This window comes from Streptomyces sp. UC4497 (assembly GCF_054871485.1).
In genome coordinates, this window is record NZ_JBTYHB010000007.1 from 118,655 (window position 1) to 144,614 (window position 25,960).

Annotated in this window: 24 protein-coding genes; 6 read left to right on the top strand and 18 right to left on the bottom strand. The window is 70.7% G+C overall.

Annotation, left to right across the window (positions count from 1 at the left end; translation table 11 throughout):
* Window positions 1-17: 17 nt before the first annotated feature.
* Together ACYSUO_RS12435 and ACYSUO_RS12440 are read right to left on the bottom strand one after the other, a co-directional pair.
* The gene (locus ACYSUO_RS12435; RefSeq protein WP_326018640.1) at window positions 18-548 is read right to left on the bottom strand and encodes an alkyl hydroperoxide reductase; all 531 of its coding nucleotides are present in this window, start codon (window positions 546-548) and stop codon (window positions 18-20) included.
* A 2-nt stretch (window positions 549-550) separates the two neighbouring features.
* Entirely contained in the window at window positions 551-1,105 is a 555-nt protein-coding gene (locus ACYSUO_RS12440; protein ID WP_266713589.1) for a peroxiredoxin, read from the bottom strand.
* Window positions 1,106-1,237: 132 nt separating this feature from the next.
* On the opposite strand from ACYSUO_RS12440, the gene ACYSUO_RS12445 reads away from it, so the two are divergent.
* Window positions 1,238-2,203 carry a LysR substrate-binding domain-containing protein gene (locus ACYSUO_RS12445; RefSeq protein ID WP_461776127.1) on the top strand — a complete coding sequence of 322 codons (966 nt, stop codon included), beginning with the start codon at window positions 1,238-1,240 and terminating at the stop codon, window positions 2,201-2,203.
* A gap of 3 nt (window positions 2,204-2,206) precedes the next feature.
* Here the strand turns inward: ACYSUO_RS12445 and ACYSUO_RS12450 are convergent, their stop codons facing one another.
* From ACYSUO_RS12450 to ACYSUO_RS12470, 5 genes are all read right to left on the bottom strand, one after another.
* The gene (locus ACYSUO_RS12450) at window positions 2,207-4,603 is read right to left on the bottom strand and encodes an FtsX-like permease family protein (protein ID WP_461776128.1); all 2,397 of its coding nucleotides are present in this window, start codon (window positions 4,601-4,603) and stop codon (window positions 2,207-2,209) included.
* A complete protein-coding gene (locus ACYSUO_RS12455) occupies window positions 4,600-5,298 on the bottom strand; it encodes an ABC transporter ATP-binding protein (protein ID WP_461776129.1) in 699 nt (232 codons plus the stop codon). The genes ACYSUO_RS12450 and ACYSUO_RS12455 overlap by 4 nt, the downstream gene beginning before the upstream one ends.
* Complete coding sequence (locus ACYSUO_RS12460) at window positions 5,295-5,822, bottom strand: PadR family transcriptional regulator (protein ID WP_461776130.1); 528 nt, start codon at window positions 5,820-5,822, stop codon at window positions 5,295-5,297. The genes ACYSUO_RS12455 and ACYSUO_RS12460 overlap by 4 nt, the downstream gene beginning before the upstream one ends.
* A gap of 115 nt (window positions 5,823-5,937) precedes the next feature.
* The gene (locus ACYSUO_RS12465) at window positions 5,938-6,168 is read right to left on the bottom strand and encodes a type II toxin-antitoxin system antitoxin (RefSeq protein WP_403719419.1); all 231 of its coding nucleotides are present in this window, start codon (window positions 6,166-6,168) and stop codon (window positions 5,938-5,940) included.
* Entirely contained in the window at window positions 6,165-7,115 is a 951-nt protein-coding gene (locus ACYSUO_RS12470) for an SPFH domain-containing protein (protein ID WP_461776131.1), read from the bottom strand. Before ACYSUO_RS12470 ends, ACYSUO_RS12465 begins: the two co-directional genes overlap by 4 nt.
* A 287-nt stretch (window positions 7,116-7,402) precedes the next feature.
* Here ACYSUO_RS12470 and ACYSUO_RS12475 point away from each other — a divergent pair, with 287 nt between their 5' ends.
* Entirely contained in the window at window positions 7,403-9,643 is a 2,241-nt protein-coding gene (locus ACYSUO_RS12475; protein ID WP_461776132.1) for a transglycosylase domain-containing protein, read from the top strand.
* Between the two features lie 170 nt (window positions 9,644-9,813).
* Here the strand turns inward: ACYSUO_RS12475 and ACYSUO_RS12480 are convergent, their stop codons facing one another.
* On the bottom strand, window positions 9,814-11,091 hold the full coding sequence (locus tag ACYSUO_RS12480) for an amidohydrolase (protein ID WP_461776133.1): 1,278 nt from the start codon (window positions 11,089-11,091) through the stop codon (window positions 9,814-9,816).
* Entirely contained in the window at window positions 11,088-12,359 is a 1,272-nt protein-coding gene (locus ACYSUO_RS12485; protein WP_461776134.1) for an MFS transporter, read from the bottom strand. Before ACYSUO_RS12485 ends, ACYSUO_RS12480 begins: the two co-directional genes overlap by 4 nt.
* Before the next feature lie 89 nt (window positions 12,360-12,448).
* Here ACYSUO_RS12485 and ACYSUO_RS12490 point away from each other — a divergent pair, with 89 nt between their 5' ends.
* A complete protein-coding gene (locus ACYSUO_RS12490; RefSeq protein ID WP_461776135.1) occupies window positions 12,449-13,486 on the top strand; it encodes an Lrp/AsnC family transcriptional regulator in 1,038 nt (345 codons plus the stop codon).
* Here the strand turns inward: ACYSUO_RS12490 and ACYSUO_RS12495 are convergent.
* The 5 genes from ACYSUO_RS12495 to ACYSUO_RS12515 all read right to left on the bottom strand — a co-directional run bounded on the left by ACYSUO_RS12495 (window position 13,483) and on the right by ACYSUO_RS12515 (window position 20,319).
* On the bottom strand, window positions 13,483-13,947 hold the full coding sequence (locus ACYSUO_RS12495; RefSeq protein ID WP_461776136.1) for a hemerythrin domain-containing protein: 465 nt from the start codon (window positions 13,945-13,947) through the stop codon (window positions 13,483-13,485). The two genes, ACYSUO_RS12490 and ACYSUO_RS12495, sit on opposite strands and share 4 nt — an antisense overlap.
* A 10-nt stretch (window positions 13,948-13,957) precedes the next feature.
* Window positions 13,958-15,967: an ATP-binding SpoIIE family protein phosphatase gene (locus ACYSUO_RS12500; RefSeq protein ID WP_461776137.1), complete on the bottom strand. Its 2,010-nt coding sequence runs from the start codon at window positions 15,965-15,967 to the stop codon at window positions 13,958-13,960.
* 418 nt (window positions 15,968-16,385) lie between these two features.
* A complete protein-coding gene (gene fomD / locus ACYSUO_RS12505; protein WP_461776138.1) occupies window positions 16,386-17,063 on the bottom strand; it encodes a cytidylyl-2-hydroxypropylphosphonate hydrolase in 678 nt (225 codons plus the stop codon).
* A 73-nt stretch (window positions 17,064-17,136) separates the two neighbouring features.
* Complete coding sequence (locus tag ACYSUO_RS12510; RefSeq protein ID WP_461776139.1) at window positions 17,137-18,552, bottom strand: class II fumarate hydratase; 1,416 nt, start codon at window positions 18,550-18,552, stop codon at window positions 17,137-17,139.
* Between the two features lie 90 nt (window positions 18,553-18,642).
* The gene (locus ACYSUO_RS12515; protein WP_461776140.1) at window positions 18,643-20,319 is read right to left on the bottom strand and encodes a fumarate hydratase; all 1,677 of its coding nucleotides are present in this window, start codon (window positions 20,317-20,319) and stop codon (window positions 18,643-18,645) included.
* A gap of 166 nt (window positions 20,320-20,485) precedes the next feature.
* Here ACYSUO_RS12515 and ACYSUO_RS12520 point away from each other — a divergent pair, with 166 nt between their 5' ends.
* Together ACYSUO_RS12520 and ACYSUO_RS12525 are read left to right on the top strand one after the other, a co-directional pair.
* Complete coding sequence (locus ACYSUO_RS12520; RefSeq protein ID WP_461776141.1) at window positions 20,486-21,172, top strand: DUF1707 SHOCT-like domain-containing protein; 687 nt, start codon at window positions 20,486-20,488, stop codon at window positions 21,170-21,172.
* A gap of 159 nt (window positions 21,173-21,331) precedes the next feature.
* Window positions 21,332-21,697 (top strand): WhiB family transcriptional regulator, encoded by a 366-nt coding sequence (locus ACYSUO_RS12525; RefSeq protein ID WP_266713609.1) that lies wholly within the window; start codon window positions 21,332-21,334, stop codon window positions 21,695-21,697.
* Between the two features lie 78 nt (window positions 21,698-21,775).
* On the opposite strand, the gene glpX is transcribed toward ACYSUO_RS12525, so the two are convergent.
* Window positions 21,776-22,810, bottom strand: coding sequence for a class II fructose-bisphosphatase (gene glpX, locus ACYSUO_RS12530; protein WP_266713611.1), 1,035 nt, complete (start codon window positions 22,808-22,810; stop codon window positions 21,776-21,778).
* A gap of 204 nt (window positions 22,811-23,014) precedes the next feature.
* On the opposite strand from glpX, the gene ACYSUO_RS12535 reads away from it, so the two are divergent.
* Window positions 23,015-23,557 carry a DUF4245 domain-containing protein gene (locus ACYSUO_RS12535; RefSeq protein WP_461776258.1) on the top strand — a complete coding sequence of 181 codons (543 nt, stop codon included), beginning with the start codon at window positions 23,015-23,017 and terminating at the stop codon, window positions 23,555-23,557.
* Between the two features lie 133 nt (window positions 23,558-23,690).
* Here the strand turns inward: ACYSUO_RS12535 and ACYSUO_RS12540 are convergent, their stop codons facing one another.
* The 3 genes from ACYSUO_RS12540 to xseA all read right to left on the bottom strand — a co-directional run bounded on the left by ACYSUO_RS12540 (window position 23,691) and on the right by xseA (window position 25,931).
* Window positions 23,691-24,281: a malonic semialdehyde reductase gene (locus ACYSUO_RS12540; protein WP_422432023.1), complete on the bottom strand. Its 591-nt coding sequence runs from the start codon at window positions 24,279-24,281 to the stop codon at window positions 23,691-23,693.
* Window positions 24,282-24,447: 166 nt separating this feature from the next.
* Window positions 24,448-24,705, bottom strand: coding sequence for an exodeoxyribonuclease VII small subunit (locus ACYSUO_RS12545; RefSeq protein WP_461776142.1), 258 nt, complete (start codon window positions 24,703-24,705; stop codon window positions 24,448-24,450).
* A 14-nt stretch (window positions 24,706-24,719) separates the two neighbouring features.
* Entirely contained in the window at window positions 24,720-25,931 is a 1,212-nt protein-coding gene (xseA, locus tag ACYSUO_RS12550) for an exodeoxyribonuclease VII large subunit (RefSeq protein ID WP_461776143.1), read from the bottom strand.
* Window positions 25,932-25,960 lie beyond the last annotated feature (29 nt).

Below are 25,960 nucleotides of genomic sequence, written 5' to 3' on the forward strand. Positions count from 1 at the left end.
CGCCGCAGGGGCTTAAATCAAGCCAGCGCGTCTTCCGCGTCCAGCGTGACGCCGACCGCCTGGATCACGGAGGCGATCTTGAAGGCCTCCTGGACGACCTCACGGTCGACACCCGCCTTGCGCAGCACCTGCTCGTGCGAGTCGAGGCACATCCCGCACCCGTTGATCGCCGAGACCGCGAACGACCACAGCTCGAAGTCGACCTTGTCGACCCCCGGGTTGCCGATGACGTTCATCCGCAGACCCGCGCGCATCGTCCCGTACTCGTTGTCCGAGAGCAGGTGACGCGTGCGGTAGAAGACGTTGTTCATCGCCATGATGGCCGCCGCCGACTTCGCCGCGGTGTACGCCTCGGGCGACAGGTTCGCCTTCGCCTCGGGCTCCAGCTCCCGCAGCACGCGCGGGGACCGGGAGGCGATGGCGGTCGCCAGGACCGTGCCCCACAGCTGCTGGGCCGGAAGGTCCGAGTTGCCGATGACCGAGCCCAGGTTGAGCTTCAGGTCCTTGGCGTAGTCCGGAACGGCGGACTTCAGTTCATCGAGGGCCATGCTCACTCACCGGCCAGCAGCGCGACCGGGTCGAGGGTGTCCTCGCCCGAGGTCCAGTTGCACGGGCACAGCTCGTCCGTCTGGAGGGCGTCGAGGACCCGCAGGACCTCCTTGGGGTTACGGCCGACGGAGCCGGCGGTCACCATCGTGAACTGGATCTCGTTGTTCTGGTCGACGATGAAGACGGCGCGCTGCGCGAAGCCGTCCTCGCCCTCGATGCCGAGGTCACGCATGAGCTCGTGCTTCGAGTCGGCCATCATCGGGAACGGGAGGTCCGTCAGGTCCGGGTGGTCCTTGCGCCAGGCGTGGTGCACGAACTCGGAGTCACCGGAGAAGCCGAGGATCTGGGCGTCACGGTCGGCGAACTCCTCGTTCAGCTTGCCGAACGCGGCGATCTCGGTGGGGCACACGAAGGTGAAGTCCTTGGGCCACGCGAAGACGATCTTCCACTTGCCCTCGTAGGTCTTGTGGTTGATCTGCTCGAACTCGGAACCCTTCTCCAGCGAGACACAGGCAGTCAGGTCGAACTCGGGGAACTTGTCACCGACAGTGAGCACACGAACTCCTTGCAGTAGAAAACATCCCTTTTGGGGCTGTTTCCATGGGTTGGACTGCTCAAGATCGTGGCACAGGGTGCATTGATTACGGAAATAGCTAGACTCGGTCATGTTGATCGGAGGTGGCTATCAGTGGCCGTACAGAACGGAAAGCCCGTGGGGGCGCGGCGTCGGCAGCCCAGCCTGGCGCAGCTGCGGGCGTTCGCCGCGGTCGCGGAGCATCTGCACTTCCGGGACGCCGCGGCGGCGATCGGGATGAGTCAGCCCGCGCTGTCGGGAGCGGTCTCGGCGCTCGAAGAGGTGCTGGGCGTGACCCTTCTCGAGCGTACGACGAGAAAGGTGCTGCTCTCGCCGGCCGGGGAGCGGATCGCCGTGCGGGCCAAGGCGGTGCTCGAGGGGGTCGGCGCGCTCGTCGAGGAGGCCGAGGCGGTGCGGGCGCCGTTCACGGGCGTGCTGCGGCTCGGGGTGATTCCCACGGTGGCGCCGTATCTGCTGCCGACGGTGCTGCGGCTCGTCCACGACACGTATCCGGACCTGGACCTCCAGGTGCACGAGGAGCAGACGTCCTCGCTCATCGAGGGACTGGGGGCGGGGCGGCTCGATCTGCTGCTGCTCGCCGTGCCGCTCGGGGTGCCGGGGGTGAGTGAACTCCCTTTGTTCGACGAGGACTTCGTGCTCGTCACGCCGCTCGACCACTGGCTCGGCGGACGGGAGGGGATTCCGCGCGAGGCTCTGCGGGAGCTGAATCTGCTGCTCCTGGACGAGGGGCACTGCCTGCGCGACCAGGCCCTGGACATCTGCCGGGAGGCGGGCCGCGACGACGCTCCCGTCGCCACGACCGCCGCCGGGCTCGCCACGCTGGTCCAACTCGTCGCGGGCGGCCTCGGGGTGACGCTGCTGCCGCGCACCGCCGTGTCCGTCGAGACCAGCCGGAGCAGTCAGCTGCTCACCGGCTACTTCGCGGAGCCCGCCCCCGCGCGCCGCGTGGCACTCGCCATGCGGACGGGGGCGGCGCGCTCCGCGGAGTACGAGGAGCTGGCCTCGGCCCTGCGAACCGCCTTGCAGGGCCTGCCGGTTCGCGTCCTCGGTGACCGCTGAGCGTCACTCCGTCCGCAGCCCCTCCGCCCGCATCATGCGGTACAGCGGAGGCAGGGACAGCAGGGTCACCGCCGCGATGAGGGCGGCCGCCACCCCGGCCAGCGGGAGGAACAGCAGCCAGTCGGTCACCGGTTTGCCGATGAGGCGCAGCATCAGCCAGCCGAGCGTCAGCCCGCCCGCGACCGCCACGGTCATGCCGAGCACCACCGGGATCGCCGTCTGCCACAGCACGGACCAGGCGAGCGTCGAGCGCTTCGTGCCGTAGGCGACGAGTACCGACAACAGCCGCTTGCGCTCGCGGAGTTGCTCGATCTGCGAGACCAGCATCGACGCCGCGATGATCACCATGGTGAGCGCCGCGGCCGTGAAGAGGGCCGTGCGGATGCTCTCGTACTCCTTGTCGCGGCTCGACACCTCGTACGTCCACACCCGCATGCCCGGGTCGACCGCGAACGCGGTGTTGCGGACCTGGTCCGCCGCGTCCGGCACGCTCTCGTCGATCTGGATCTGCGCGTTGGTCGACGCGGTGTGCAGGGTCGCCGGGTCGAGGGCGCCGGGGGTGGCGAGGATGCCGCCGTAGTACTCGCCCGCCGGGTCCTTGCGGGAGTCGACGGTGCGTACGTCCTCGGGCAGTGACCAGTGCACGGGCTTCAGGTCGGTGCGGCCCGCGTCCTCGGGGTTGTCCACGAGGAGCCGCCCGCCGGGCACGGCCACCTTCTCCAACTGATCGTCGCTGTACGAGTCGTGGGAGCGGGTGACGCGGAAGACGTCGCCGTCCGAGCACGACGGCAGGTGGGCCAGTTCGCGCAGCGAGGGGCAGGAGCCGACGGACAGTGAGACGGACGGGGGATAGCCGTCCGCGCCCGGCTTGGCGCCCACCAGCTCGGCCGAGGTGCTGACCGTGCCGATGACCTTCTTGACGCCCTTGGTGGTCCGGAACTCCTGGACCATGCGGTCGGCCAGCGCGCCGCTCGGGAAGTCGGTGTTCGCGCCGATCTGGGCGCGCTGCGGATCCTGGCCGGTCGAGCTGTTGAAGCTGTCGTTGATGCCGACGGTGAACATCTGGAGGGCGATGCCGCCGGCCACCGCGATGGTGATGCCGGAGATCGCGCGGGTGGCGCCGCTGCTGTTCAACTGGAGCCTGCGGGTCGCCAGTTGCCAGGGCACGGAGCCGCCGCGCAGCCGGCTCACGACGGCCTCCACCAGCCAGGGCAGCACGAGCACCAGGCCGACGAGGGTCAGCAGGACGCCGCCCGCGATCACCACCATGGACAGCTGGGACGAGCCCGCGTCGAAGCTGGACAGGAACAGGACCAGGAGGCCGGCGAAGGGGACGGGCAGCCGCCACCACAGCCTGCGGCCGCGCACGCGCCCGCCCCGTACGACACCGAGCGGCTCGATCGAGACGGTCCGCAGGGCGAACACCGTGACGGCGATCGCGGACAGCGGCACCGCAAGGAGCACCACCGCGGCGAGGACCGGCACCGGGGTGAAGTCGTCGGGGAACGCGGACAGGCGCCACACCTCGACGTGGGCGAACACCTGCCTCCCCGCGAAGAAGGCGAGCAGGCCGAACGCGAGGCCGACGAGCGTGCCGAACAGCGCCTCACCGGCAGCCACCCACCGCGTCATCCGCGCGTCCGCGCCGACGAGTCGCAGCGCGGCGAGCCTGCGGTCGCGCCGCTCGCCGCCGAACCGTACGGCGGTCGCGATGAAGATGGCGATGGGCGCGAGCAGCACCACGCAGCCCAGCAGGATCAGCAGCACCAGGGCCGGGTCCAGCGGGGTGCTGTCGCCCGGCTGCCCGAACCCGTCGACGCGGGTGGCGCCGCGGTCGGTGCTCAGGTCCTCGCCGCCCGCGTACATGTACAGCTCGAAGGGGTCGCTCAGGCCGGCCTCGTGGATGGTGCCGACGTCGCGGAAGTCGTAGCGCTTCTTGAGGAGTTCACCCTCGGGAGAGTCGAGGAGGTCGCGCAGCGCGGGCGAGACCAGCATCTCGCCGGGGCCGGGCAACTTGTCGACGCCGGGCGGCAGGACCGGGTTCTTGCCGTCGGCGTCCAGCATGTAGCCGCCGACGGAGAGGTCCCGGTACGAGGAGGAGGTGTCGAGCGTGAGCAGCGTGCTGTCGGACGGCTTCACGCTCTCTTCGGCGTAGCCGATCGAGCGGGCGTCGGAGCGGGCGTCGCGCGCGCTCGTGAAGTTCGGCACGGACGCGGCGCCAAGGAGAACGGCGACGCCGAGGCCGACGCCGAGCGCGGTGAGCAGCGTACGGATCCAGCCCTCGCGGCCGCCGGAGAAGCCGAAGCGGACACCGAGCGCGAGATCGCGCAGCCGGCCCGCGAGGCCGGGGTCCGTGGGTGCGGGCGGGGCCTGGGCGGGGCGGTCGTCGAGGAGTGTCATCGGGCGAACTCCATGTCCCGGGCCTTGCCGTCCCGTACGACGATCTCGCGGTCCGAGTAGGCGGCGACCCGCGTCTCGTGGGTGACCAGGACGACGGCGGCGCCGGTGCTTCGGGCGGCGTCCGTGAGCAGCTCCATGACGCGCTCGCCGTTGAGCGAGTCCAGGGCGCCGGTGGGCTCGTCGGCGAACAGCACGCGCGGCCCCGTGACCAGGGAACGGGCGACGGCGACGCGCTGGCCCTGGCCGCCGGAGACCTCACCCGGCCGCTTGCGCGCGAGGTCGTCGACCTCCAGGCGCTGGAGCCATTCGACGGCCCGGCGCTCGGCCTCCTTGCGCTTCACGCCGTTCAGCCGCAGCGGCAGCGCGACGTTCTCGACGCACGTCAACTCCGGGACCAGCTGCCCGAACTGGAACACGAAGCCGAACTCGCCGCGGCGCAGCGCGCTGCGCTCCGCGTCGGACATGGCGGTCAGCTCGCGGCCGTTGTACGTGATGGTGCCGGAGTCCGGCGTGACGATGCCGGCGAGGCAGTGCAGCAGCGTCGACTTGCCCGAGCCCGAGGGGCCCATGACGGCGACGACCTCGCCGGGGTGGACGGAGAAGGAGGCGCCGTCGAGGGCCGGGGTCGGCCCGTACGTCTTGTGCAGGCCGGTGGCGGCCAGCAGGGAACCGGCGGGAGTGGTGGGGGAACTCATGAAGGACGTACCTCCGCGGCGAGCTTGTCGAGGCGCGCGGCGGTCAGTTCCAGCCAGCGCAGGTCGGCTTCCAGGTGGAACAGGGCGTGGTCGCAGATGAGTTGGTCGGCGAGGTCGCCCTTGCGCTTGCGGTCCGTGAGGATGCGCATCAGGCGCAGGTGCTCGGAGCGCTGCGCGTCGAGGAGTTCGGTCGCGTCGCGCCGGGTCAGCAGGGCGAGGACGACCTTCGTGTAGAGGGTCGACTGGAGGTACGGCTCCGGCTTCTCCGGCGTCGCGAGCCACTGCCGTACGTCGGTGACGCCGGCGTCGGTGATCGCGTACCGCTTGCGCTCGGGGCCGCCGCCGGCCTCGATCCCGTCGACCTCGACGAGGCCGTTCTTCAGGAGGCGGGACATGGTCGAGTAGACCTGCCCGTAGTGCAGCGGCTTGTCGTGCCCGAACGTCTCGTCGAAGGTGCGCTTGAGGTCGTAACCGTGGCGGGGCCCTGATTCGAGCAGCCCGAGGAGGGTGTGGCCGATGGACATGCGGGCGACTATACACACCATGTATACGCGGTGTGTATAGCTGGCCATGAGAACGCCGCAGGGGCTTGAGTCATCAAGCCCCTGCGGCGATTGAGCAGATCCAGCCCCGTGTCGTTCAGTCGGTCTCGCTGGCCGGGGGACGACCCCGCCTCGGTATCGGCTTCGCCGAACCCGGCAGGCGTCCCGCCTCCGCGAGCGCCTTGCGCAACAGGAACTCGATCTGCGCGTTGGCCGAGCGCAGGTCCTCGCCCGCCCAGCGCGCGAGCGCGTCGTACACCGCGGGGTCGAGCCGCAGCAGGACCTGTTTGCGTGCCGGGCGGCGCTCGCGGTCAGGGGGCGGCGTCACTGGTAGAGCGTTCCCGTGTTCAGGACGGGCTGCGCCGCGCGGTCCCCGCAGAGGACGACCAGCAGGTTGGAGACCATGGTCGCCTTGCGCTCCTCGTCCAGCTCCACGAAGTCCTGCTCGGCGATCCGGGCGAGCGCGGCCTCGACCATGCCGACCGCTCCGTCGACGATCTGGCGGCGGGCCGCCACGACCGCGCCCGCCTGCTGGCGCTGGAGCATCGCGGACGCGATCTCGGGGGCGTACGCGAGGTGCGTGAAGCGGGACTCGATGATCTGGACGCCGGCCGCCTCCACGCGCGCGTGGAGCTCGAGGGCGAGCTTCTCCGTGATCTCCTCGGCGTTGCCGCGCAGCGACAGGCCCTCCTCGTCGTGCGCGTCGTAGGGGTACTCGATGGCGATGTGCCGGACGGCCGCCTCGGTCTGCGTCGAGACGAACTCCAGGAAGTCGTCGACCTCGAAGGTCGCCTGGGCCGTGTCCTCGACCTTCCAGACGACGACCGCGGCGAGCTCGATCGGGTTGCCGTACGCGTCGTTGACCTTCAGGACCGCCGTCTCGTGGTTGCGCACGCGGGTCGAGATCTTGGTGCGCGAGGTCAGCGGGTTGACCCACCGCAGGCCGTCCGTGCGGATCGTGCCCCGGTAGCGGCCGAAGAGCTGGACGACGCGGGCCTCGCCCGGCGCCACCATGTTCAGGCCCGCCATGGCGAAGACCGAACAGATCGCGACGACGACGCCGACCGCGATGAGCGCCCCCCTGGCGCCCGACGAGTCGGTGGAGCCGGCGATCGCGATCAGGCCTCCGCCGACGATCAGGCCGACGAGGCCGAGCAGCAGGGCGAGTCCGCCGCCGATGCTGTGGGCCGTGAACTCGCGTACCTGCGCCTTCGGCATCTGTACGTCTGGAGTGTTCGTGTCGGAAGTGTTCGGTGTGGCGTCCGTCTCGGACATGTCCGTCCCCGTATCTCTGAGCTGGTCGTTCGTGACAGCACTGCCGCGAACGTGGTCTAGCAAAGTGATATCACTTTATCGCGTACGGCAACCATCCGCACGCCTCGCTCGTCGGTTCCCATGGGGCAGGTGCTGATTGTCACGTCCGATATGGCCGAATCAATGAAGATTCGACATAAGTGACGGGTTAGGTTCTTGAGCCGATTCAGCACGATCGTGAGAACTGGGTTCGTACCCGTACGCGAAGGCGTACACGTACTAGGACAAGAAGCGGAGCGACTGAGGTCATGGGCCGAGCGGATGCGAGGAAGGCGCGCAAGCGCGCGGCGCGGCCGTCGGGCATACGCCGCTTCTTCACCTGGAAGAAGCTCCTGGGCACGTTCTTCGGACTCGTGCTGCTGTGCATGGGCGCGTTCATCGTGCTGTACCTGGTGATCGACGTACCCGAGGGCAACCCCGACGCCCAGGTGCAGAGCAACGTCTACAAGTACAGCGACGGTTCGACCATGGCCCGCACCGGCAAGGTCAACCGGGAGCTCGTCGACCTCGCCGAGGTGCCCGAGGGCGTCCAGCACACGTTCGTCGCCGCCGAGAACAAGACGTTCTACACGGACAAGGGCGTCGACCTGAAGGGCACCGCCCGCGGCATGCTCAACACCGTCATGGGCAAGGGCAAGCAGGGTGGTTCGACGATCACCCAGCAGTACGTGAAGAACTACTACCTGACGCAGGAACAGACCGTCTCCCGCAAGCTCAAGGAACTGGTCATCTCGCTGAAGGTCGACCAGAAGCAGTCCAAGGACGACATCCTCGCCGGGTACATCAACACCAGCTACTACGGGCGCGGCGCCTGGGGCATCCAGGCCGCCGCCCAGGCCTACTACGGCAAGGACGCCTCGAAGCTGTCCGTGGAGCAGGGCGCGTATCTCGCCGCGCTGCTCCAGGCCCCGAACCAGTACGACTGGGCGGTCGCCTCCGACACCGGAAGGCAACTGGCCAAGGCGCGCTGGAACTACGTGCTCGACAACATGGTCGACATGCACTGGCTGAGCGCGAGCGACCGGCAGGGCATGAAGTTCGACAAGCCCATCCCGCCGAAGGCCGCCTCCGGGCTCCAGGGCCAGGAGGGCTACCTCTACACCGCCGCGCGCGACGAGGTCATGAAGGAACTCAACCTCACCGAGGCGCAGTTCGACGCCGGCGGCTACACGGTCACCCTCAACGTCGACCGCAAGAAGCAGAAGCAGCTCGAGAAGTCGGTCGAGCAGCAGCTCAACGACAAGCTCGACCGCAAGGACAAGAAGGCCGACGCGCGCGTGCAGGCCGGCGCCGTCTCCGTCGACCCGAAGACCGGCAAGGTCCTCGCGCTGTACGGCGGTGAAGGGCTCAGCGAGCACTACGTCAACAACGCGACCCGCACCGACTACCAGCCCGCCTCCACCTTCAAGCCGCTGATCCTCGCGGCCGCCCTGGAGAACGAGGCGACGACGCAGTCCGGCCAGAACATCACCGCGGACACGATCTACGACGGCACCAGCAGGCGCCCGGTCGTCGACAACGGCGAGAAGGTCGGCTTCGCCCCGCCGAACGAGGACAAGAAGAGCTACGGCCCGGTCACCGTCCAGACCGCCATGAACAAGTCCATCAACTCCGTCTTCGCGCAGCTCGGCGTCGACGTCGGCATGGACCAGGTGATGGCCACGGCGAAGAAGCTCGGCATGGACTCGGGCGACCTCAAGCCGTTCCCTGCGCAGACCCTCGGCACCATGGGCGCGAGCCCGATGGAGATGGCCGGCGTCTACGCGACCCTCGACAACCACGGCAAGAAGGTCACCCCGCGGGTCGTGAAGGCGGTGTCCAAGCAGGGCGAGAAGGTCCCGCTGGAGGCCCCCGTCGGCGAGCAGGTCATCAGCCGCGGCGCCGCCGACTCGGTCACCTCGGTCCTCACCGGTGTGGTCGACGACGGTACGGCGAAGACCTCCGTGCGCGACAACCCGTCCCGCGAGGGCCAGCAGGTCGCCGGCAAGACCGGTACCTCCGACGACAACAAGTCGGCCTGGTTCACCGGGTACACGCCGGACCTGGTCACCTCGGTGGGCCTGTTCGGTGAGGGCGCGCTGAAGTCGTCCGAGGCCGGCGCGCACGTGTCCATGGAGGGCGCGGGCGGCCTGCCGCGAGTCGACGGCGGCAGCTTCCCCGCCCAGATCTGGGCGCAGTACACCTTCAACTCGTCCAGTGCGAACGGGAAGTTCGACCTGGACACCGACATGGGCAAGGCCGTCCAGCCCACGACGACCGCCCCGGCCACCCCGACCGAGGAGCCCACGACCGACCCGACGCCGAGCAAGTCGGAGACGACCGAGCCGACGCCGACCAAGTCGACGCCGAGCGAGACGCCGACGAGCGAGACGCCGAGCGACGAGCCGACGGAGACGCTCCCGATCCCGACCGACAGCCCGACCGAGACCTGGCCGGAGGACCCGATCGAGCCGGAGAACGGCGGCGGGAACGGCAGGGACAGGCCCTAGGGCCTGTCGTCAAACTCCCGTCTGCCCGGCGACGCCTGGCACGCACGCTCGCGGCGTTGCCGAAAAGCCCGAGTAGCTCCGCTACTAGGACTCTCCGGCGCCTTGCGATCGCACGCACCAGACGCCGCCGAGCCGCCCTCCGGGCGACGACGCGAGTTTGACGACAGGCCCTAGACAGAGCCGAGCCAGGTGCGGGCCGCCGCGAGGAAGGCCCGCACCCCCAGCTCGATCGTGGGGTCCTGGAGCGGCGCGTACTGCGGCGAGTGGTTCACCGGGATCTCCGCGGGCAGTCCGCGCGAGGCGAGCGTGCCCGCGTCGTGCCCCGCGAAGGCGGCCGGGTCGGCCCCGCCGAAGTGCCAGAACACCGAGGGCACGCCGAGCTCCTTGCCGAACAGGCCGAAGTCCTCGCTGCCGTTGATCGGCTGCGGAAGCACGAGGACGCCCTGCTCGCCGAGCGCCCCGCGCAGCCCGTCGATCGTCGTGGCGGTGGCGTCGTCGGTGTTCTCCGTGACGGGGAAGGAGCCGAGCGAGGTGAACTCCGGCTCCTTGGGCGAGCCCGAGGCCTCCGCCTCCGCCCGGACGATCCGGCGCACCGCCGCGAGCACCCGCTCGCGCACCACCGGGTCGACCGAGCGAATGTTGAGCTTCAGCTCGGCCTCGTCCGCGATGATGTTCTCCTTCGTGCCGGCGTGGATCGAGCCCACCGTCACGACGGCCGTCTGCGAGGCACCGACCTCGCGCGAGACGACGGTCTGAAGGCGCATCACGACGGCCGCCGCGAGGACCACCGGGTCGACGGTCGACTCGGGCGTCGAGCCGTGCCCACCCCGCCCGAAGAGGCGTACGCGGTAGCTGTCGGAGGCCGCCATCACCGCTCCGGGCCGGGTCACCGCGACCCCCGTCGGGAACGGTCCGACGTGCTGCCCGAGGCACACGTCCGGCTTCGGGAAACGCTCCGCGAACCCGTCGTCCAGCATGTCCCTGGCCCCGCGGCCGATCTCCTCCGCAGGCTGGAACACGGCGACGACGGTGCCGCGCCACGTGTTCCGCTCCGCCGCGAGCAGCGCCGTCACGCCGAGCAGACACGTGACGTGCATGTCGTGGCCGCAGGCGTGCATGACCGGTACGTCGTTGCCGTCGCGGTCGGTGCCGCGCGCCACGGACGCGTAGGGCAGGCCCGTCGCCTCCAGGACGGGCAGGCCGTCCATGTCGGCGCGCAGCAGGACGGTCGGACCCTCGCCGTTGCGCAGGACTCCGACGACGCCGGTGCCGCCGACGCCCTCGGTCACCTCCCAGCCGCCCTGTTCGCGCAGCCGGGCGGCGACGATCCCGGCGGTGCGGGTCTCCTGGAGGGAGAGTTCGGGGTGTGCGTGCAGGTCCCGGTAGAGCTCGCGCAGGGACGGCAGCAGGCCCTCAAGGGTGGTGGCCGTGGCGGGTGTGGCGGTCATCGGGGCTCTCCTTGTACGGGTACGGGGGTGGGCTCGGCCTCCTCGGGCAGCCGCAGCGCCCGGCGGAAGGTGAGCGTGGTCTGCGGGGTGACGCAGGCGAGGACCGCGGCGAGCACCGCGCCGACGACGAGGAAGCCGAACGCGGCGCCGAATCCGGCCGAGTCCGCGAGCAGCCCCATCGCGGTCGGCGCGACGACGCCACCGGCCTGCCCGCCGAACGTGATCAACCCGGCGGCCGCGCCGGTCAGTTCGGGCGGCAGGCTGCGCAGCGGCACCGCGAAGATCGGCATGTAGCCCAGCGAGGCCGACGCGATCGCCACCGTCATCCAGCCGATGAACGCGACGGTGCCGGAAGCCGTCGCCATGAGGATCAGGGCGACCGAGGAGACCGTCATGGCGGGCACCACGATCTTGCGTTGGTTGCCTTCGAGGCGGTCCGCGAGCCGGCCGCCGACGATCACGGCGACGGTCGCCGCGCCCGCGGGCAGGATCGACAGGGCGCCCGCCGAGGTGAGCGCGAGCCCGCGCTCCTGGTTGAGGTACGAGGGCACCCAGGTGTTCAGGCCCCACACGATGATGTCGTAGCCGAAGAACATCCCGGCGAACGCCCACATGGTCCCCGAGCGAATCACGGTGCGGGCGGAGCCGGTGGGCCGTGCGTCGGCCTCCGTCCGCTCCCGCTCCGGCAGCCACAGTTGGACGGCCGCGTACACGAAGACGCCGATGCCGGCGACGGTGAAGAACGCCGAGCGCCAGCCGAAGTGGGCGATGAGCGGCGCCGCGATCAGCGGGGCGACGACCGCGGCGACGGCGTTCGACGACTGCACGATGCCGTTGGCGCTCATCCGCTGGCCCGGCGTCGTCCGCTCGCTCACCGCCTTCATCGAGGCGCCGGGGAAGACACCTTCGGCGATACCGAACAGGAAGCGCACCACCAGAAGGATCGCGAAGGAGCCCGCGAGCCCGGTGAGCGCCGTGAACACGGACCAGATGAGCAGCGCCCAGCAGGTGACGCGCTTGGCGCCGAACCGGTCGGCGAGCATGCCGCCCGGGATCTGGCAGACGGCGTACGCCACGAAGAACACGGAGACCGCAAGGCCCTGCTGGGCGCGGTTGAGGTCGAATTCGTGGCCGATCGAGGGCAGCGCGAGATTGATGACCAGACGGTCGATGTAGTCGATCAGCCAGGCGGCGAAGAGCAGCGTGACCGTGATCTTGGCGCCTTTGTCGAGACGCTCACGTGCGGGGCCTTGCGAGGGTGGGACCACAGGCACTCCTTCTAGAGTGGGCGTGCTGGTGTGGGGGACGGCTCGGAAGTGGGGACAGAATCCGGCCGCCGTGCGGGAAGGGGCCTCAAATGCTGGAAAACGGCAACGCGCACGGTCTCGTGCCGGAATCCGCCGCCTTCGAGGAGGCCGATCTCGCCCTGATCGACGCCTTGCAGACCGATCCGCGCGCCCCGTGGAGCCGGGTGGGGCCGGCCGTCGGCATCGACGCGACGACCGCGGCCCGCCGCTGGGCGCGCCTGGAGCGGGCGGGCCTGGCGTGGGTGACGGCGTACGCGGGGCCGACGACGGCCACCGTCGCCTACGTGGAAGTGACGTGCACACCGGGCGAGTTGGAGGAGCTGAGCGCCCGCCTCGTCCGGCTTCCGTGGGTGTTCAGCGCCGAGCACGTCGTCGGCGACTACGACCTGCTGCTCTCGATCGCGGCGACCGACCTGCCCGCGCTCGGGCGCCGGGTCAGCGACGACCTGGGCCGCCTGCCGGGCGTGCGCGGCACGCGGACCCGGCTGAGCATGCGGCTCTACCAGGAGGGCAGTGGCTGGAAGGTGCGCGCCCTCGACCGGGCGGGGCGGGCGCGGCTCAACACGGCCGGGCCCGGGCCCGGCGCGCCGTCCCGCCCGTTCCGGCCCCGCGACGAGGTCGACCTGGCACTCCTTCGCGAGCTGGGCGCGAACGGCCGTGCGGGGTTCGCCGAGTTGGCGGCGGTCGTCGGCGTCGGCGAGTCGACCGTGCGGCGCAGGCTCGCGCGCGAACTGCGCGACCGGGAGGTCCTGCTGCGCTGCGATCTGGCCCAGCAGCTGGCGGGCTGGCCGGCCCTCGCCACGTACCGGGCGACCGTCCCGCACGGCGCGCTCGACCGCACGGGTTCGGCCCTCGCCCGCTTTCCGCAGATGCGGCTGTGCACCTCGGTCACGGGCTCCTGCAACCTGCTCTTCCAGGTGTGGCTCCGCGACCTCGACGGCATGGCCACCCTGGAGGCCGCCCTGGACGACCGGTTCCCCGCCCTGCGCGTCGAGGACCGCACGGTGACGCTGCGCACGGTGAAGCGGATGGGGCGGGTGCTGGACGACCGGGGGCGGGCCACGGGGTATGTGCCGGTGGGGTTCTAGCCTCCGCCGTGCGAAGGGTGCGCCGCGCGCCACGCCGCCATCGACGCGTCCCACCCGTCCCCGGACAGCGCCGTCAGCGACGCCGGGAAGAGGCCGTCCTCCTCCTTGGCGATGTGCCGGTGCAACTCGTCCGTCTCGTCCTTGAGGCGCTGTACGTCGCCGGGGTCCGTGAGGTCGAGAGTGGGCAGCAGTGCGCCGAGCTCGCGGTGCTCGGCGACCAGGGCGTCGATGTAGTCGGCGTACTCCGGGTCGTCGCGCATCACCGCGAACAGGCCGTCCTCCTCGCCCTTCCAGTGCGAGGCGAGCTCCCGCGCCATCGTGTCCACGAGCGTCCGCGCGGCCGCCACATCGCCGCGCTCCAGCGCCCGCAGCGCGTCACCGGCGGCGTCGGTGACGCGCTCGTGCTCGGCGATGAACTCCTTGATCAGCGGGATCTCGCGGCATCCGCAGTAGTGGCACATGGCCACATATTTACGGCACCGGAAGCTCGAACCAGACGACCTTGCCGGTGGACAGGCGCGTCGCACCCCACCGCCGGGCGAGCCGGTTCACCAGGTAGAGCCCGCGGCCGCCCTCGTCCGTCGCCCGCGCCTGCCGAAGCCTCGGCAACTGCGGTACGTCGTCGCCCACTTCGCAGCGCAGCACGTCGGTCCGCAACAAGCGCAGCGTCACCGGCCGCGTGGCGTACCGCACCGCGTTCGTCACGACCTCGCTCACCAGGAGCTCGACCGAGTCCGTGAGGTCCTCCAGACCCCAGCGGTCCAGGGCGCTGCGCGCCAGCCTGCGGGCCCGGCCCGGCGCCGCGTCCTCCGGCTCCAGGGTCCAGTACGCGACGTCGCTCGGCGCGATCCCGTCGAACCGGGCGGCGAGCAGCGCGATGTCGTCGTCCCGGTCGCCCGGGCCGAGCATGTCGAGCACCTCGTCGCACAGCGCTTCAAGGGGCGGCGGATGATCCGGGCCCGTCAACTGCGCGGTGGCGGCGAGCCGTTCGCGCAGCTGCTCTATCCCGGTCCACACGTCCCGCAGCCGCGATTCGACGAGCCCGTCCGTGTACAGGAGCAGCGTCGCGCCCGCCGGGGCGTCCAGCTCGACCGCCTCGAAGTCGACCCCGCCGACGCCGATCGGCGCGCCGGGCGGCACCCGCAGCACCTCGGAGCGCCCGCCGAGGTGCAGCAGGACGGGCGGTGGATGCCCGGCGTTGGCGATGGTGATGCGGTGCGCGACCGGGTCGTACACGGCGTACATGCAGGTCGCCATGCGGTCCGTGCCGAGCCGCTGGGCCTGCTCGTCGAGGTGGTGCAGGACCTCCTGCGGTGGCAGGTCGAGCCCGGCGAGGGTCTGCGCGGTCGTCCGCAACTGGCCCATGATGGCGGCCGACGTCATCGAGTGGCCCATGACGTCGCCGACGACCAGCGCAACCCGGCTGCCGGGCAGGGGGATCGCGTCGTACCAGTCGCCGCCGACCCGCGCCGTCTCCGCCGCCGGCAGATAGCGCGAGGCCAGCCGCACGCCCGTCGGGTTCGGCAGCGTCTCCGGAAGCATCGTGCGCTGCAGCTCGTCCGCGATGTACGCCTCGCGGCCGTACAGCACCGCCTTGTCGATGCCGAGCGCGCTGTGCGTCGCCAACTGCCCCGCCACCAGCAGGTCGTCGGCGTCGAACGCGTGCCGGTCGGGGCGGCGCAGGAACACCGCGGCCCCGATCACCCGGCGGCGGCCGCGCAGTGGTGCCAGGATCGCGCGCTGGCCGCCCGGCAACGCCCGGTCGGAGCCCAGGAGTTCGGGCAGCGCGGCGAGCGCGGCGGGCGAGTCGGCGAACACGGGGCGTACGCCGCGCAGCACCTCGGCGAGCGCGCCACCGGGGCGTACCTCGCACAAGTCGGCGCAGCCCGCCGTCAGTTCGAGCTGCGGGGTGATCGGGACCGTGATTCCCGCGCCCTCGGTGTCCGAGTCGGTGGCGGTGTCGGTGGCGTCCGGGATCCGGTCGGTGCGGCGCAGGCGCAGCACCATCGGCCCGGTCGGCCGCTCGTCGCCCACCGGCAGCGGCTCGCGCAGATACACCAGGATCGCGTCGGAGAACGTCGGCACGGTCGCCCGGCACAGGCCCATCACGATCTCGTCGAGGTCCAGGCCGCGGGCGATCCGCCGGGTCGCGGCGCCGACGAAGCGCAGCCGGTCGCCGTCGCGCCGCATCGCCGTCGGCTGTCCGCTGGGGCGCGGCTGCCCGGTGCGGCGGTCCGGGCCGTCCGGCGGCCCTGGCCGCACGGGCTCGGGCGAGGGCGCCACGGGCTGCGCGTGCTCGGCGTCAGGGGCGGAACCGGAGGCGCGCCGCGGCTGTTCCGGCAGCCCTCCGGAGCCCGGGGCGGAGGCCTCGCCGGACGACGCGGAGGTGTCAGGGCTGTGCCGAAGGGCCCCGCGGGGGTCGGCGGGGCGGGCCGCCGTTCCGTGGTGGCGGCCTTCGTGGGAGGTGGGGTACTCCGTCACGCGTGTCGATTCCGTCCGTCCGGGGCTGCGCGCCGCGTCACTGGCCAGTGCGCCGGTAGTTGGGAAACAGCTGGGGCCATGGCCTGTCGGGGGTGGCGCCGCTGCCGGTGACCTGCGGCGTGTCCCGTAGGGGACCGGATACCCGGAACCCGCGCTCCGGGAACGGAATCCCCGCGGCCGAGCACACCGGGGACCTGCGGACAGCGCTGCTCGCGGTTCCGGCGGCCGTCTCGTACCGGCCCGCCCACTGCGTCGTCTCACCCACGTTCACGGTCCAGCCGCCCCTCGATGACCTCGTTGACATCGTGTCAGACCAGTTGTGCGTGCCAAGAGTTGTCCCTAGAACCCGCACATCCGGACCGGTGCTCTCTTGCGGAGGACGATCCTACGGTTACCCCATGGGGGCGCATCAAGGGTCTCATGAGGACACGTACGCGGGCGTACGGTCCCAGTCGGCCGGCAGGGCGGGAACCGGCCACGCCGGGTCCGGGCGCCAGTGCTGCCAGCCGTCCGAGAACGGCCGCCGCCAGTTCTCGATCTCCTCGACCGCACGGCGCCCCGCGGAGCGCACCTCGGATGCCTGTGCGGGGCTCATCAGGCCGACGGCCTGCGCCTGCGCGAACTCGTCCTCGTCGTGCCAGCGCCAGCTGCCGTCCGGGTACACCGACAGGTCGAGGAAGTGGTCCTCCGAGTCGACGCCCGCGGCCCAACGGGCGCGCGGCGCCTCCAGGTTCACGTACCAATTGCGGAACCTCCAGCCCGGCTCCCAGAACAGCCACACCGACCAGGGGTCGCCGGGCCGCGCCAGCTTCAGCACGCCCGTGCCGAACCAGCGGTCGCGCTGCAGGGTGCGCGGCTTGGTGTAGCGGGTGGCGAGCGGCTCGCGGTGCACGGGCGTGCCGTCGGCGAGCACCGGCTTCACGCACTCGGTGCCGGGCGCCATCCACACGGCGAGCAGCTCGGCGGTGTCCTGGACGACCGTGACCGGACGGCAGATGTGGAAGCCGTCGCCCCCGTTGGCGCGGTAGCGCCACAGGATCGGCTCACCGGGCGCCCAGCGCCCTCCACTCTCGGTCATCCGGTACTCGTCTGTCATGCACAGATATTAGGTGCCAACGGCATACGACGCTGCGGTGCGTATCACGAATACGCCAATCGACCACGGGCTGTCACGGCCGCGTCATCCGCAGGACATCGAGCGCCTCGTCGAGTTGTTCGACGGTGAGGTCGCCCCGCTCCACGTAGCCGCCGTCGAGCACGACTTCACGGATGGTGCGCCGCTCGGCGAGCGACTTCTTGGCGACCTTGGCGGCCTCCTCGTAGCCGATGTACTTGTTGAGCGGCGTGACGACGGACGGGGAGGACTCGGCGTACTCGCGGGCGCGTTCGCGGTTGGCGGTGATGCCGTCGACGGTGCGGTCGGCGAGCAGCCGGGACACGTTGGCGAGCAGCCGGATGGACTCCAGCACGTTCTTGGCGATCACCGGAAGCATCACGTTCAACTCGAAGTTGCCCGCGGCGCCGGCCGCGGCGACCGTCGCGTCGTTGCCGGTGACCTGGGCCGCGACCATCAGCGTCGCCTCGGGAATGACCGGATTCACCTTGCCCGGCATGATCGACGAACCGGGTTGCAGATCCGGGAGGTTGATCTCCGCGAGCCCGGTACGGGGCCCGGACGCGGCCCACCGCAGATCGTTGGCGATCTTCGTCAGGCCGACGGCGATCGTCCGCAGCTGGCCGCTCGTCTCCACGATCCCGTCGCGCGCGCCCTGCGCCTCGAAGTGGTCGCGGGCCTCGGTCAGCGGCAGCCCCGTCGCGCGCGCGACCTCGGCGATGACGGCGGCCGAGAAGCCGGGCGGGGTGTTGATGCCCGTGCCGACCGCGGTGCCGCCCAGGGGGAGTTCGGCGAGGCGGGGGAGCGAGGCGGTGAGCCGCTCGACGCCGTAGCGGACCTGCGCCGCGTAGCCGCCGAACTCCTGGCCGAGCGTCACCGGCGTCGCGTCCATCAGGTGCGTACGCCCCGACTTCACGACGTCGGCGAACTCGGCGGACTTGCGCTCCAGGGACGCGGCAAGGTGCTCCAGGGCCGGGATCAGATCGTGGGTGACGGCGGCGGTGGCCGCGATGTGGATGGACGAGGGGAACACGTCGTTGGACGACTGCGAGGCGTTCACGTGGTCGTTCGGGTGCACGTCGCGGCCCAGGCGCTCGGTGGCGAGCGTGGCCAGGACCTCGTTGGTGTTCATGTTCGACGACGTACCGGAGCCGGTCTGGAACACGTCGATCGGGAACTCGTCGTCCCAGCGCCCCTCGGCCACCTCGGCGGCGGCCGCGGCGATGGCCTCGGCGATGTCCTTGTCGACCACCCCGAGCTCCGCGTTCACCGTGGCCGCCGCGCCCTTGATGCGGGCGAGGGCCTCGATGTGGGCGCGCTCGATGCGCTGCCCGGAGATGGGGAAGTTCTCCACGGCGCGCTGCGTCTGGGCCCGCCACTTCGCGGCGGCGGGCACGCGGACCTCGCCCATGGAGTCGTGCTCGATGCGGTAGTCGCCGTCGTTCTCGCTCGTCCCAGGTACGTCGCTCATACCAGGTACAGCGAATACGACGGCGGGGTTGTTCCGGAACGCCGGAACAACCCCACCATCGTGTGACGCCTACTGGTTACTGCCCACCGGTTACGAGAGGCCGGGGCCGCGCACCGGGATGTGCGTGAAGGTCGGCTCGGGCGCCGGGTTCTGGAAGAAGTCGTTGCCCTTGTCGTCCACGACGATGAACGCCGGGAAGTCCTCGACCTCGATCTTCCAGACGGCCTCCATGCCGAGCTCCTCGTACTCGACGACCTCGACCTTCTTGATGCAGTCCTGCGCGAGACGCGCGGCCGGGCCACCGATGGAGCCGAGGTAGAAGCCGCCGTGCGCGTCGCACGCGTCGGTGACCTGCTTGGAGCGGTTGCCCTTGGCGAGCATGACCTTGGAGCCGCCCGCGGCCTGGAACTGCTCCACGTAGGAGTCCATGCGGCCGGCCGTCGTCGGGCCGAAGGAGCCGGACGCGTAGCCCTCGGGGGTCTTCGCCGGGCCCGCGTAGTACACGGGGTGGTCCTTCAGGTACTGCGGCATCTCCTCGCCGGCGTCCAGACGCTCCTTGATCTTGGCGTGCGCGATGTCGCGGGCGACGACGAGCGGTCCTGTGAGGGAGAGGCGGGTCTTCACCGGGTGCTTGGCGAGCTCGGCGAGGATCGCGTCCATCGGCTGGTTGAGGTCGATCTTCACGACGTCGCTCGACTCGTCCTCGGAGAGGTGCTCCTCGGTCGTCTCCGGCAGGAAGCGCGCCGGGTCCGTCTCCAGCTGCTCCAGGAAGACGCCCTCCGCGGTGATCTTCGCGACGGCCTGGCGGTCGGCGGAGCAGGACACGGCGATGGCGACCGGGCAGGACGCGCCGTGCCGCGGCAGACGCACCACGCGCACGTCGTGGCAGAAGTACTTGCCGCCGAACTGCGCGCCGATGCCGATCTTCTGCGTCAGCTCGAAGACCTTGTCCTCGAGCTCCTTGTCGCGGAAGCCGTGCCCGAGCTCGGAGCCCTCGGCCGGGATCTCGTCCAGGTAGTGCGCGGAGGCGTACTTGGCGGTCTTCAGGGCGTACTCGGCGGAGGTGCCGCCGACGACGATCGCGAGGTGGTACGGCGGGCAGGCGGCCGTGCCCAGGGAGCGGATCTTCTCCTCCAGGAACTTCATCATGGAGGACTCGTTCAGTACGGCCTTCGTCTCCTGGTACAGGAACGACTTGTTGGCGGAGCCGCCGCCCTTGGCCATGAAGAGGAACTTGTAGGCGCCGCCGTCCGTCGCGTAGAGCTCGATCTGCGCGGGGAGGTTGGAGCCGGTGTTCTTCTCCTCCCACATGTTCAGCGGGGCCATCTGCGAGTAGCGCAGGTTCAGGTTCTGGTAGGCGTCGTAGATGCCCTTGCTGAGGGACTTCTCGTCCTCACCTTCGGTGAGGACGTTCTGCCCGCGCTTGCCCATGACGATGGCGGTGCCGGTGTCCTGGCACATGGGGAGCACGCCCGCGGCCGCGATGTTGGCGTTCTTCAGCAGGTCGAGCGCGACGAACTTGTCGTTGCCGGACGCCTCGGGGTCGTCGACGATGCGGCGCAGCTGCGCGAGGTGGGTCGGGCGCAGGTAGTGCTGGATGTCGTGGATGGCCTCTTCGGCGAGCTTGCGCAGCGCCTCCGGCTCGACCTTCAGGAACGTACGGCCGTCCGGCCCCTCCGCGGTGGAGACACCCTCCGAGGTCACCAACCGGTACGTGGTGGGGTCCTCACCTTGGGGAAGCAGATCGGTGTACGCGAACTCAGGCATCTCGCCCATTCCTCACTCGACAGAGACAGCAGCTGGCATCCGTTGGCAGCGCCAACCAGCGTAGAACCTGGTCGGGCGGCCGAGCCTGTGAGGTAAGGCTCAGTTGGCCCCTGGCGGCCCGCGACGGGGGGTGTCGCGATCTATCGCGTTTCGGTACTCTGCTGTCGTGGACCTTCAAAAGCGCCCTTCGCAGCCCGCGCCCAGCGCTCCCGTGGCGGAGCCCACCGACCTGCGCGCGTCCGACGCCGACCGCGACCGGATCGCGGACATCCTGCGCGAGGCGCTCGCGGAGGGCCGGCTCGACGCGGAGGAGCACGCCGAGCGGATCGACGGGGTCTACCGCGCCAAGACGGTCGGTGAACTGGAGCCGCTGGTGCGCGACTTGCCGGGTGCCCACGCGCCGCACCGCCCCGCGCCCGACCCGGGCCCCGCCCCGAGCCGCCCGGCGCCCGGCACGGTCCCCGCGGTGGCCGACGAGAACCTGGTGGCGGTCCTCAGCTCCACGACGCGCAAGGGCCGCTGGCGGGTGGGCCGGCGCACGCACGCGTACGCGATCTTCGGCAACGTGGAGATCGACCTCAGCGAGGCGATCTTCGAGTACCCGCAGGTGTACATCAAGGCGGTCTCCGTGTTCGGCAACGTGGAGATCCGCGTCCCCGAGAACATCTCGCTGCGCGGCAGCGGCGCGGGCGTCCTCGGCAACTTCGAGGTGGACACGCTGGACGCGCGCGAGCCCGAGGCGCCCGTCGTGTACGTGGACGGGACGGCGGTCCTCGGGAACATCGAGGCGAAGCCGAAGCGCGGCAAGCTCATCGAGAACCTGGAGAAGCACCTGCGCAAGCACCTCGGCTGACGGCCGCGCCCCGGTGGCTGCCGGGCGGTGAACTCCCGTATGCGCCCTGGAACTTCCGTGCTTCGGAACTCAGTGCATAGGAGCCGACACAGCGGGTAGAGCTTGCTGCATCGTCGCCCGCTCGCGAAAGCCGTCGTCAGCCGTCGTCAGGAGTAGACCGTGCTGCACCCGCCGCATCAGTCCCTGCAGGTCACCGCCGTACCGCAGCAGCGCGAGCCAGTCAGGGGCAGGGATCAGGACGCTCCATGGCACACGGAGGCGGTGTGCAGGCGCGACGAGGCGGGACTCTTCTTCGCCCCTTCCAAGGAACCGACCGCCGCGCGTCTCGCGCGCGAGGAAGCGGCCAAGCGGGTCTGCGCCCGCTGCCCCGTCATGGTCGAGTGCCGCGAGCACGCGCTGCTCCAGCCGGAGCCGTACGGGGTGTGGGGCGGCCTCACGGCGGCGGAACGCCGGGTGGTGCTGGCGCGCAGGCGCCGCCGCGAGGTCGAACTCAAGAACGCGCCGCGAACGGCGCTGGCCGGCTAACTCAAGCCCCGCCTTTCGAACGAGAGCCCGCGGGGTCCGGGGCGGCGCCCCGAGGCGTCAACCACGGACCCCCGCAACCTACTTGGCCCGGTCGAAGTCGATCGCGCTGTAGGCACGCAGCTTGCTCAGCCGATGCGTCGAGTCGATCTGCCGAATCGTCCCGGACTTCGACCGCATCACGAGCGACGACGTGTGCGCCCGCTCCGAGTCGTACCGCACCCCCCGCAGCAGCTCACCGTCGGTGATCCCCGTGGCGACGAAGAAGATGTTCTCGCCGGACACCAGGTCGTCCGTGGACAGCACCCGGTCCAGATCGTGCCCCGCGTCGACCGCCCGCTGCCGCTCCTCGTCGTCCTTCGGCCACAGCTTGCCCTGGATCACACCGCCCAGGCACTTGATCGCGCAGGCCGAGATGATGCCCTCGGGCGTACCGCCGATGCCGAGCAGCAGGTCGACGCCGCTGCCCTCCCGTACCGCGAGGATCGAACCGGCGACGTCGCCGTCCGAGATCAGCTTGATGCGGGCGCCGGTCTCCCGGACCTCCTTGATGATCCCCTCGTGCCGCGGCCGGTCGAGGATGACCACGGTGATGTCCTCGGGCGCACGCTTCTTCGCCTTGGCGACCCGGCGGATGTTCACCGACACCGGGGCGTTGATGTCCACGTAGTCGGCGGCCTCGGGCCCGGTGACCAGCTTGTCCATGTAGAACACGGCGGACGGGTCGAACATCGTGCCGCGGTCCGCGGCGGCGAGCACGGCGATCGCGTTCGGCATGCCCTTCGCGCAGAGCGTCGTGCCGTCGATCGGGTCGACGGCGATGTCGACCTCGGCGCCGGTGCCGTCGCCGATCCGCTCCCCGTTGAAGAGCATCGGGGCCTCGTCCTTCTCGCCCTCACCGATGACGACCACGCCGTTCATCGAGACGGTGGAGACGAGGGCGCGCATGGCGCGCACGGCCGCGCCGTCGGCGCCGTTCTTGTCGCCGCGGCCCACCCAGCGGCCGGCGGCCATGGCCGCGGCTTCGGTGACCCGGACGAGTTCCAGGGCGAGGTTGCGGTCGGGGGCCTCGGAAGGGACCTCGAGTTCGGACGGAAGCTGGTGATGCTCGGTCATCGAGACGCACCTTTCTGTTCCGGGGTTCACCGGATTGTTCGGCTTCACCGGGATACGACGACGGCCGGACGAGGGGTTGGTATGGGAGGACTCTATCGTCAGTCCGACAATCTGAGCAGACCGCCCCACGGATGAGCGGGCATGCGCATGCCGGACCGCGCGAATCCGGACCTCCCGGCAGAGATCATCCGGCGACCTGCGACGATGGGGCGCGTGGCAGCAAGAAACGGTAAGAAAACGGTCGGCAGCCTGGTCCTCTCGCTCGGCGTCTGTGTCGTCGCGGCCGGCGTGATCTACCTCTTCGTCCCGCACGACGATTCCGGGGAGCCGCAGGTCAAGCGCGTCGACTACAAGGTCGAGCTGTCGACGGCCCGCCGTGCGGCGCCGTACCCGGTGGCGGCGCCCACGGGTCTTTCGCACGACTGGAAGCCGACCTCCGTGCGCTACCAGGGCACTTCGAACGACGCGTGGCACCTCGGGTTCCTCGACCCCGACGGGCAGTACGTCGCCGTCGAGCAGGCGTCCGGAGCGTCGAAGGGGTTCATCAACCAGGTGAGCCAGGGTGCGTCGGCGACCGGTGACACGCAGCGGATCGGCGGCGAGACCTGGGAGCGCTACAAGGGCGAGAAGTACGACGCCCTGGTGCTGAAGCAGAAGGGCTCCACCACGGTGGTGACCGGCACGGCCGACTTCGCCGGACTGACGAAGATGGCCGAGGCGCTGGAGGCGAAGCGCGAGAAGGTGTGACCGCACCGTCCACCAGGTCCACCACTCCACCACGCACGAGGAAGGGCCCCGGCCGAAGCCGGGGCCCTTCCTCGTGTGCGTACGCGTACGCGCGGAACTCAGACGGTCGTGACCGCTAGATCTGGAGCGTGGCTCAGATCGTGGTGATGACCTGCTCCTGCTCCAGGCGCGGGGAGCGCGGGAACCAGGCGTCCTCGCCCGGCTTGCCGATGTTGATGACCATCAGCGGGGTGTGGTCGTCGTCCAGGAACTCCTTCTGGACGCCGGCGAAGTCGAAGCCGGTCATCGGGCCCGCGGACAGGCCGGCGGCGCGCACGCCGATGATGAAGTAGGCGGCCTGCAGCGTCGCGTTCAGCGTGCCGGCCTGCTCGCGGACCGGGCGCTCGGAGAAGAACATGTCCGCGATGCCCGGGGCGTGCGGGAAGAGCTGCGGCAGCTCCTCGTGGAACTCGTGGTCCGTGGAGAGGATCGCGACCAGCGGGGCGGTGGCGGTCTTCGGCTGGTTGCCCTCGGCCATGTGCTTGACGAGGCGCTCGCGGGCCTCGGGGGAGCGGACCAGGGTGATGCGCAGCGGCGACTGGTTGAAGGCGGTCGGGCCGTACTTGACCAGGTCGTAGATCGCGGCGATCTGCTCGTCGGTCACGGGCTCCGACGAGAACGTGTTCGCGGTGCGGGCCTCACGGAACAGCAGGTCCTGCGCGGCGGGGTCAAGAACGAGAGACATGGATCAACCTTCTCGGTGCGACGGTCACGGCTGCGGCGATCCGTTCTGTCCGGATCGGCCCACATGGAAGACGGTACGCCGATGAGGTTCAACCTTCAACCAAACGCTTCGTGACCCTCTTCACAAGGGGGTCACGGGCGGGCGGCCGGTCGACCCAAGGGACGCGTCACTCCTCGTCGGCGTCCTCGGTCTCCCCGGCCTCCTCCTCGCCCTCTTCCGCGAGCGCCGCGTCCAGGCGGGCACGCGCGCCGTCCAGCCAGCGGCGGCAGACCTTCGCCAGCTCCTCGCCGCGCTCCCACAGGGCGAGGGACTCCTCCAGGGACGTGCCGCCGGCCTCCAGGCGCCGTACGACATCGATCAGTTCGTCCCGCGCCTGCTCGTAGCCGAGCGCCTCGTCGGCCGGCTGTGCCGTCTTCGTAGCCATCCTGTTGTCCGTCCTCACGCTTCGGTTACTCGTACGGTGAATTCGCCCTCGGCGACGCGGGCCCGCAGCTCCTCGTCCCCCGCCACCTCGTCCGGGCCCCGCACCACGTGCCCGTCCGGCTTCTGCAGCACCGCGTAACCCCGCTTCAGGGTGGCCGCGGGGGAGAGCGCGACCACGCGCGCGTGCGTGTGCGTCAGCTCCGACTCGGCGCGGTCGAGGAGGTGGCCGAGGGTGCGGCGGGAGCGCTCGGTCAGCGCCGCGACCTGCTCCTCCCGCTCGTCGACCATGCGGTGCGGATCCTCTATCGAGGGCCGGGAGAGCGCCGCCGCGAGGCCCCGCTCCTCCCGCTCCAGGAGCCCCTCGACGCTGCGCCTGGCCCGGTCCCGCAGCCAGCTCACCCGCTCGTACTCCTCGCCGACGTCCGGAACGACCTTCTTCGCCGCGTCCGTCGGCGTCGAGGCGCGCAGGTCGGCCACGTAGTCGAGCAGCGGGTTGTCCGGCTCGTGGCCGATCGCGGAGACGACGGGCGTACGGCAGGAGGACACCGTCCGCACCAGCTGTTCGTCGGAGAACGGGAGCAGGTCCTCCACGCTGCCGCCGCCGCGCGCCACGATGATCACGTCGACGTCGTCGATCGCGTCCAGTTCCTTGACGGCCTGGACCACTTGCGGCACCGCGTGCACCCCCTGCACCGGTACGTTGCGCACCTCGAAGCGGACGGCGGGCCAGCGGTGCCGCGCGTTCTCCAGCACGTCGCGCTCGGCGGCCGAGGCGCGGCCGCAGACCAGGCCGATGAGCTGCGGCAGGAACGGCAGCGGCTTCTTGCGGTCGTCCGCGAACAGGCCCTCCGCGCCCAGCGCCTTCTTCAACTGCTCCAGGCGCGCGAGCAGTTCACCGACGCCGACCGGGCGGATCTCGGCGGCCCGCAGCGAGAGCTGCCCGCGCGGCGCGTACCACTCCGGCTTCGCGTGCACGACGACGCGGGAGCCCTCGCGCACCACGTCCGCCACCGCGTCGAACACCTGCCGGTAGCAGGTCACCGCCACGGAGATCTCGTGCGACGTGTCGCGCAGCGTCAGGAACACGACGCCCGCGCCCGGTCTGCGGGACAGCTGCGTGATCTGCCCCTCGACCCACACGGCGCCGAGCCGGTCGATCCATCCCCCGATGAGCCGCGACACCTGCCCGACGGGCAGCGGTGCGTCCGCGGACGTGTTGACAGCCATGCCGTGAGCGTAGTCGCAGACACTGACAC

Bases quoted from the DNA above. Each gene is read 5' to 3' on its own strand.
- ACYSUO_RS12535 (WP_461776258.1), top strand. From the start codon at position 23,015: ATGGGGCGCGTGGCAGCAAGAAACGGTAAGAAAACGGTCGGCAGCCTG.
- ACYSUO_RS12545 (WP_461776142.1), bottom strand. From the start codon at position 24,705: ATGGCTACGAAGACGGCACAGCCGGCCGACGAGGCGCTCGGCTACGAG.
- ACYSUO_RS12490 (WP_461776135.1), top strand. From the start codon at position 12,449: ATGCTGGAAAACGGCAACGCGCACGGTCTCGTGCCGGAATCCGCCGCC.
- ACYSUO_RS12470 (WP_461776131.1), bottom strand. From the start codon at position 7,115: ATGTCCGAGACGGACGCCACACCGAACACTTCCGACACGAACACTCCA.
- ACYSUO_RS12455 (WP_461776129.1), bottom strand. From the start codon at position 5,298: ATGAGTTCCCCCACCACTCCCGCCGGTTCCCTGCTGGCCGCCACCGGC.
- xseA (WP_461776143.1), bottom strand. From the start codon at position 25,931: ATGGCTGTCAACACGTCCGCGGACGCACCGCTGCCCGTCGGGCAGGTG.
- glpX (WP_266713611.1), bottom strand. From the start codon at position 22,810: ATGACCGAGCATCACCAGCTTCCGTCCGAACTCGAGGTCCCTTCCGAG.
- ACYSUO_RS12515 (WP_461776140.1), bottom strand. From the start codon at position 20,319: ATGCCTGAGTTCGCGTACACCGATCTGCTTCCCCAAGGTGAGGACCCC.
- ACYSUO_RS12510 (WP_461776139.1), bottom strand. From the start codon at position 18,552: ATGAGCGACGTACCTGGGACGAGCGAGAACGACGGCGACTACCGCATC.
- ACYSUO_RS12450 (WP_461776128.1), bottom strand. From the start codon at position 4,603: ATGACACTCCTCGACGACCGCCCCGCCCAGGCCCCGCCCGCACCCACG.
- ACYSUO_RS12480 (WP_461776133.1), bottom strand. From the start codon at position 11,091: ATGACCGCCACACCCGCCACGGCCACCACCCTTGAGGGCCTGCTGCCG.
- ACYSUO_RS12460 (WP_461776130.1), bottom strand. From the start codon at position 5,822: ATGTCCATCGGCCACACCCTCCTCGGGCTGCTCGAATCAGGGCCCCGC.
- ACYSUO_RS12435 (WP_326018640.1), bottom strand. From the start codon at position 548: ATGGCCCTCGATGAACTGAAGTCCGCCGTTCCGGACTACGCCAAGGAC.
- ACYSUO_RS12540 (WP_422432023.1), bottom strand. From the start codon at position 24,281: ATGTCTCTCGTTCTTGACCCCGCCGCGCAGGACCTGCTGTTCCGTGAG.
- fomD (WP_461776138.1), bottom strand. From the start codon at position 17,063: ATGACAGACGAGTACCGGATGACCGAGAGTGGAGGGCGCTGGGCGCCC.
- ACYSUO_RS12495 (WP_461776136.1), bottom strand. From the start codon at position 13,947: ATGTGCCACTACTGCGGATGCCGCGAGATCCCGCTGATCAAGGAGTTC.
- ACYSUO_RS12475 (WP_461776132.1), top strand. From the start codon at position 7,403: ATGGGCCGAGCGGATGCGAGGAAGGCGCGCAAGCGCGCGGCGCGGCCG.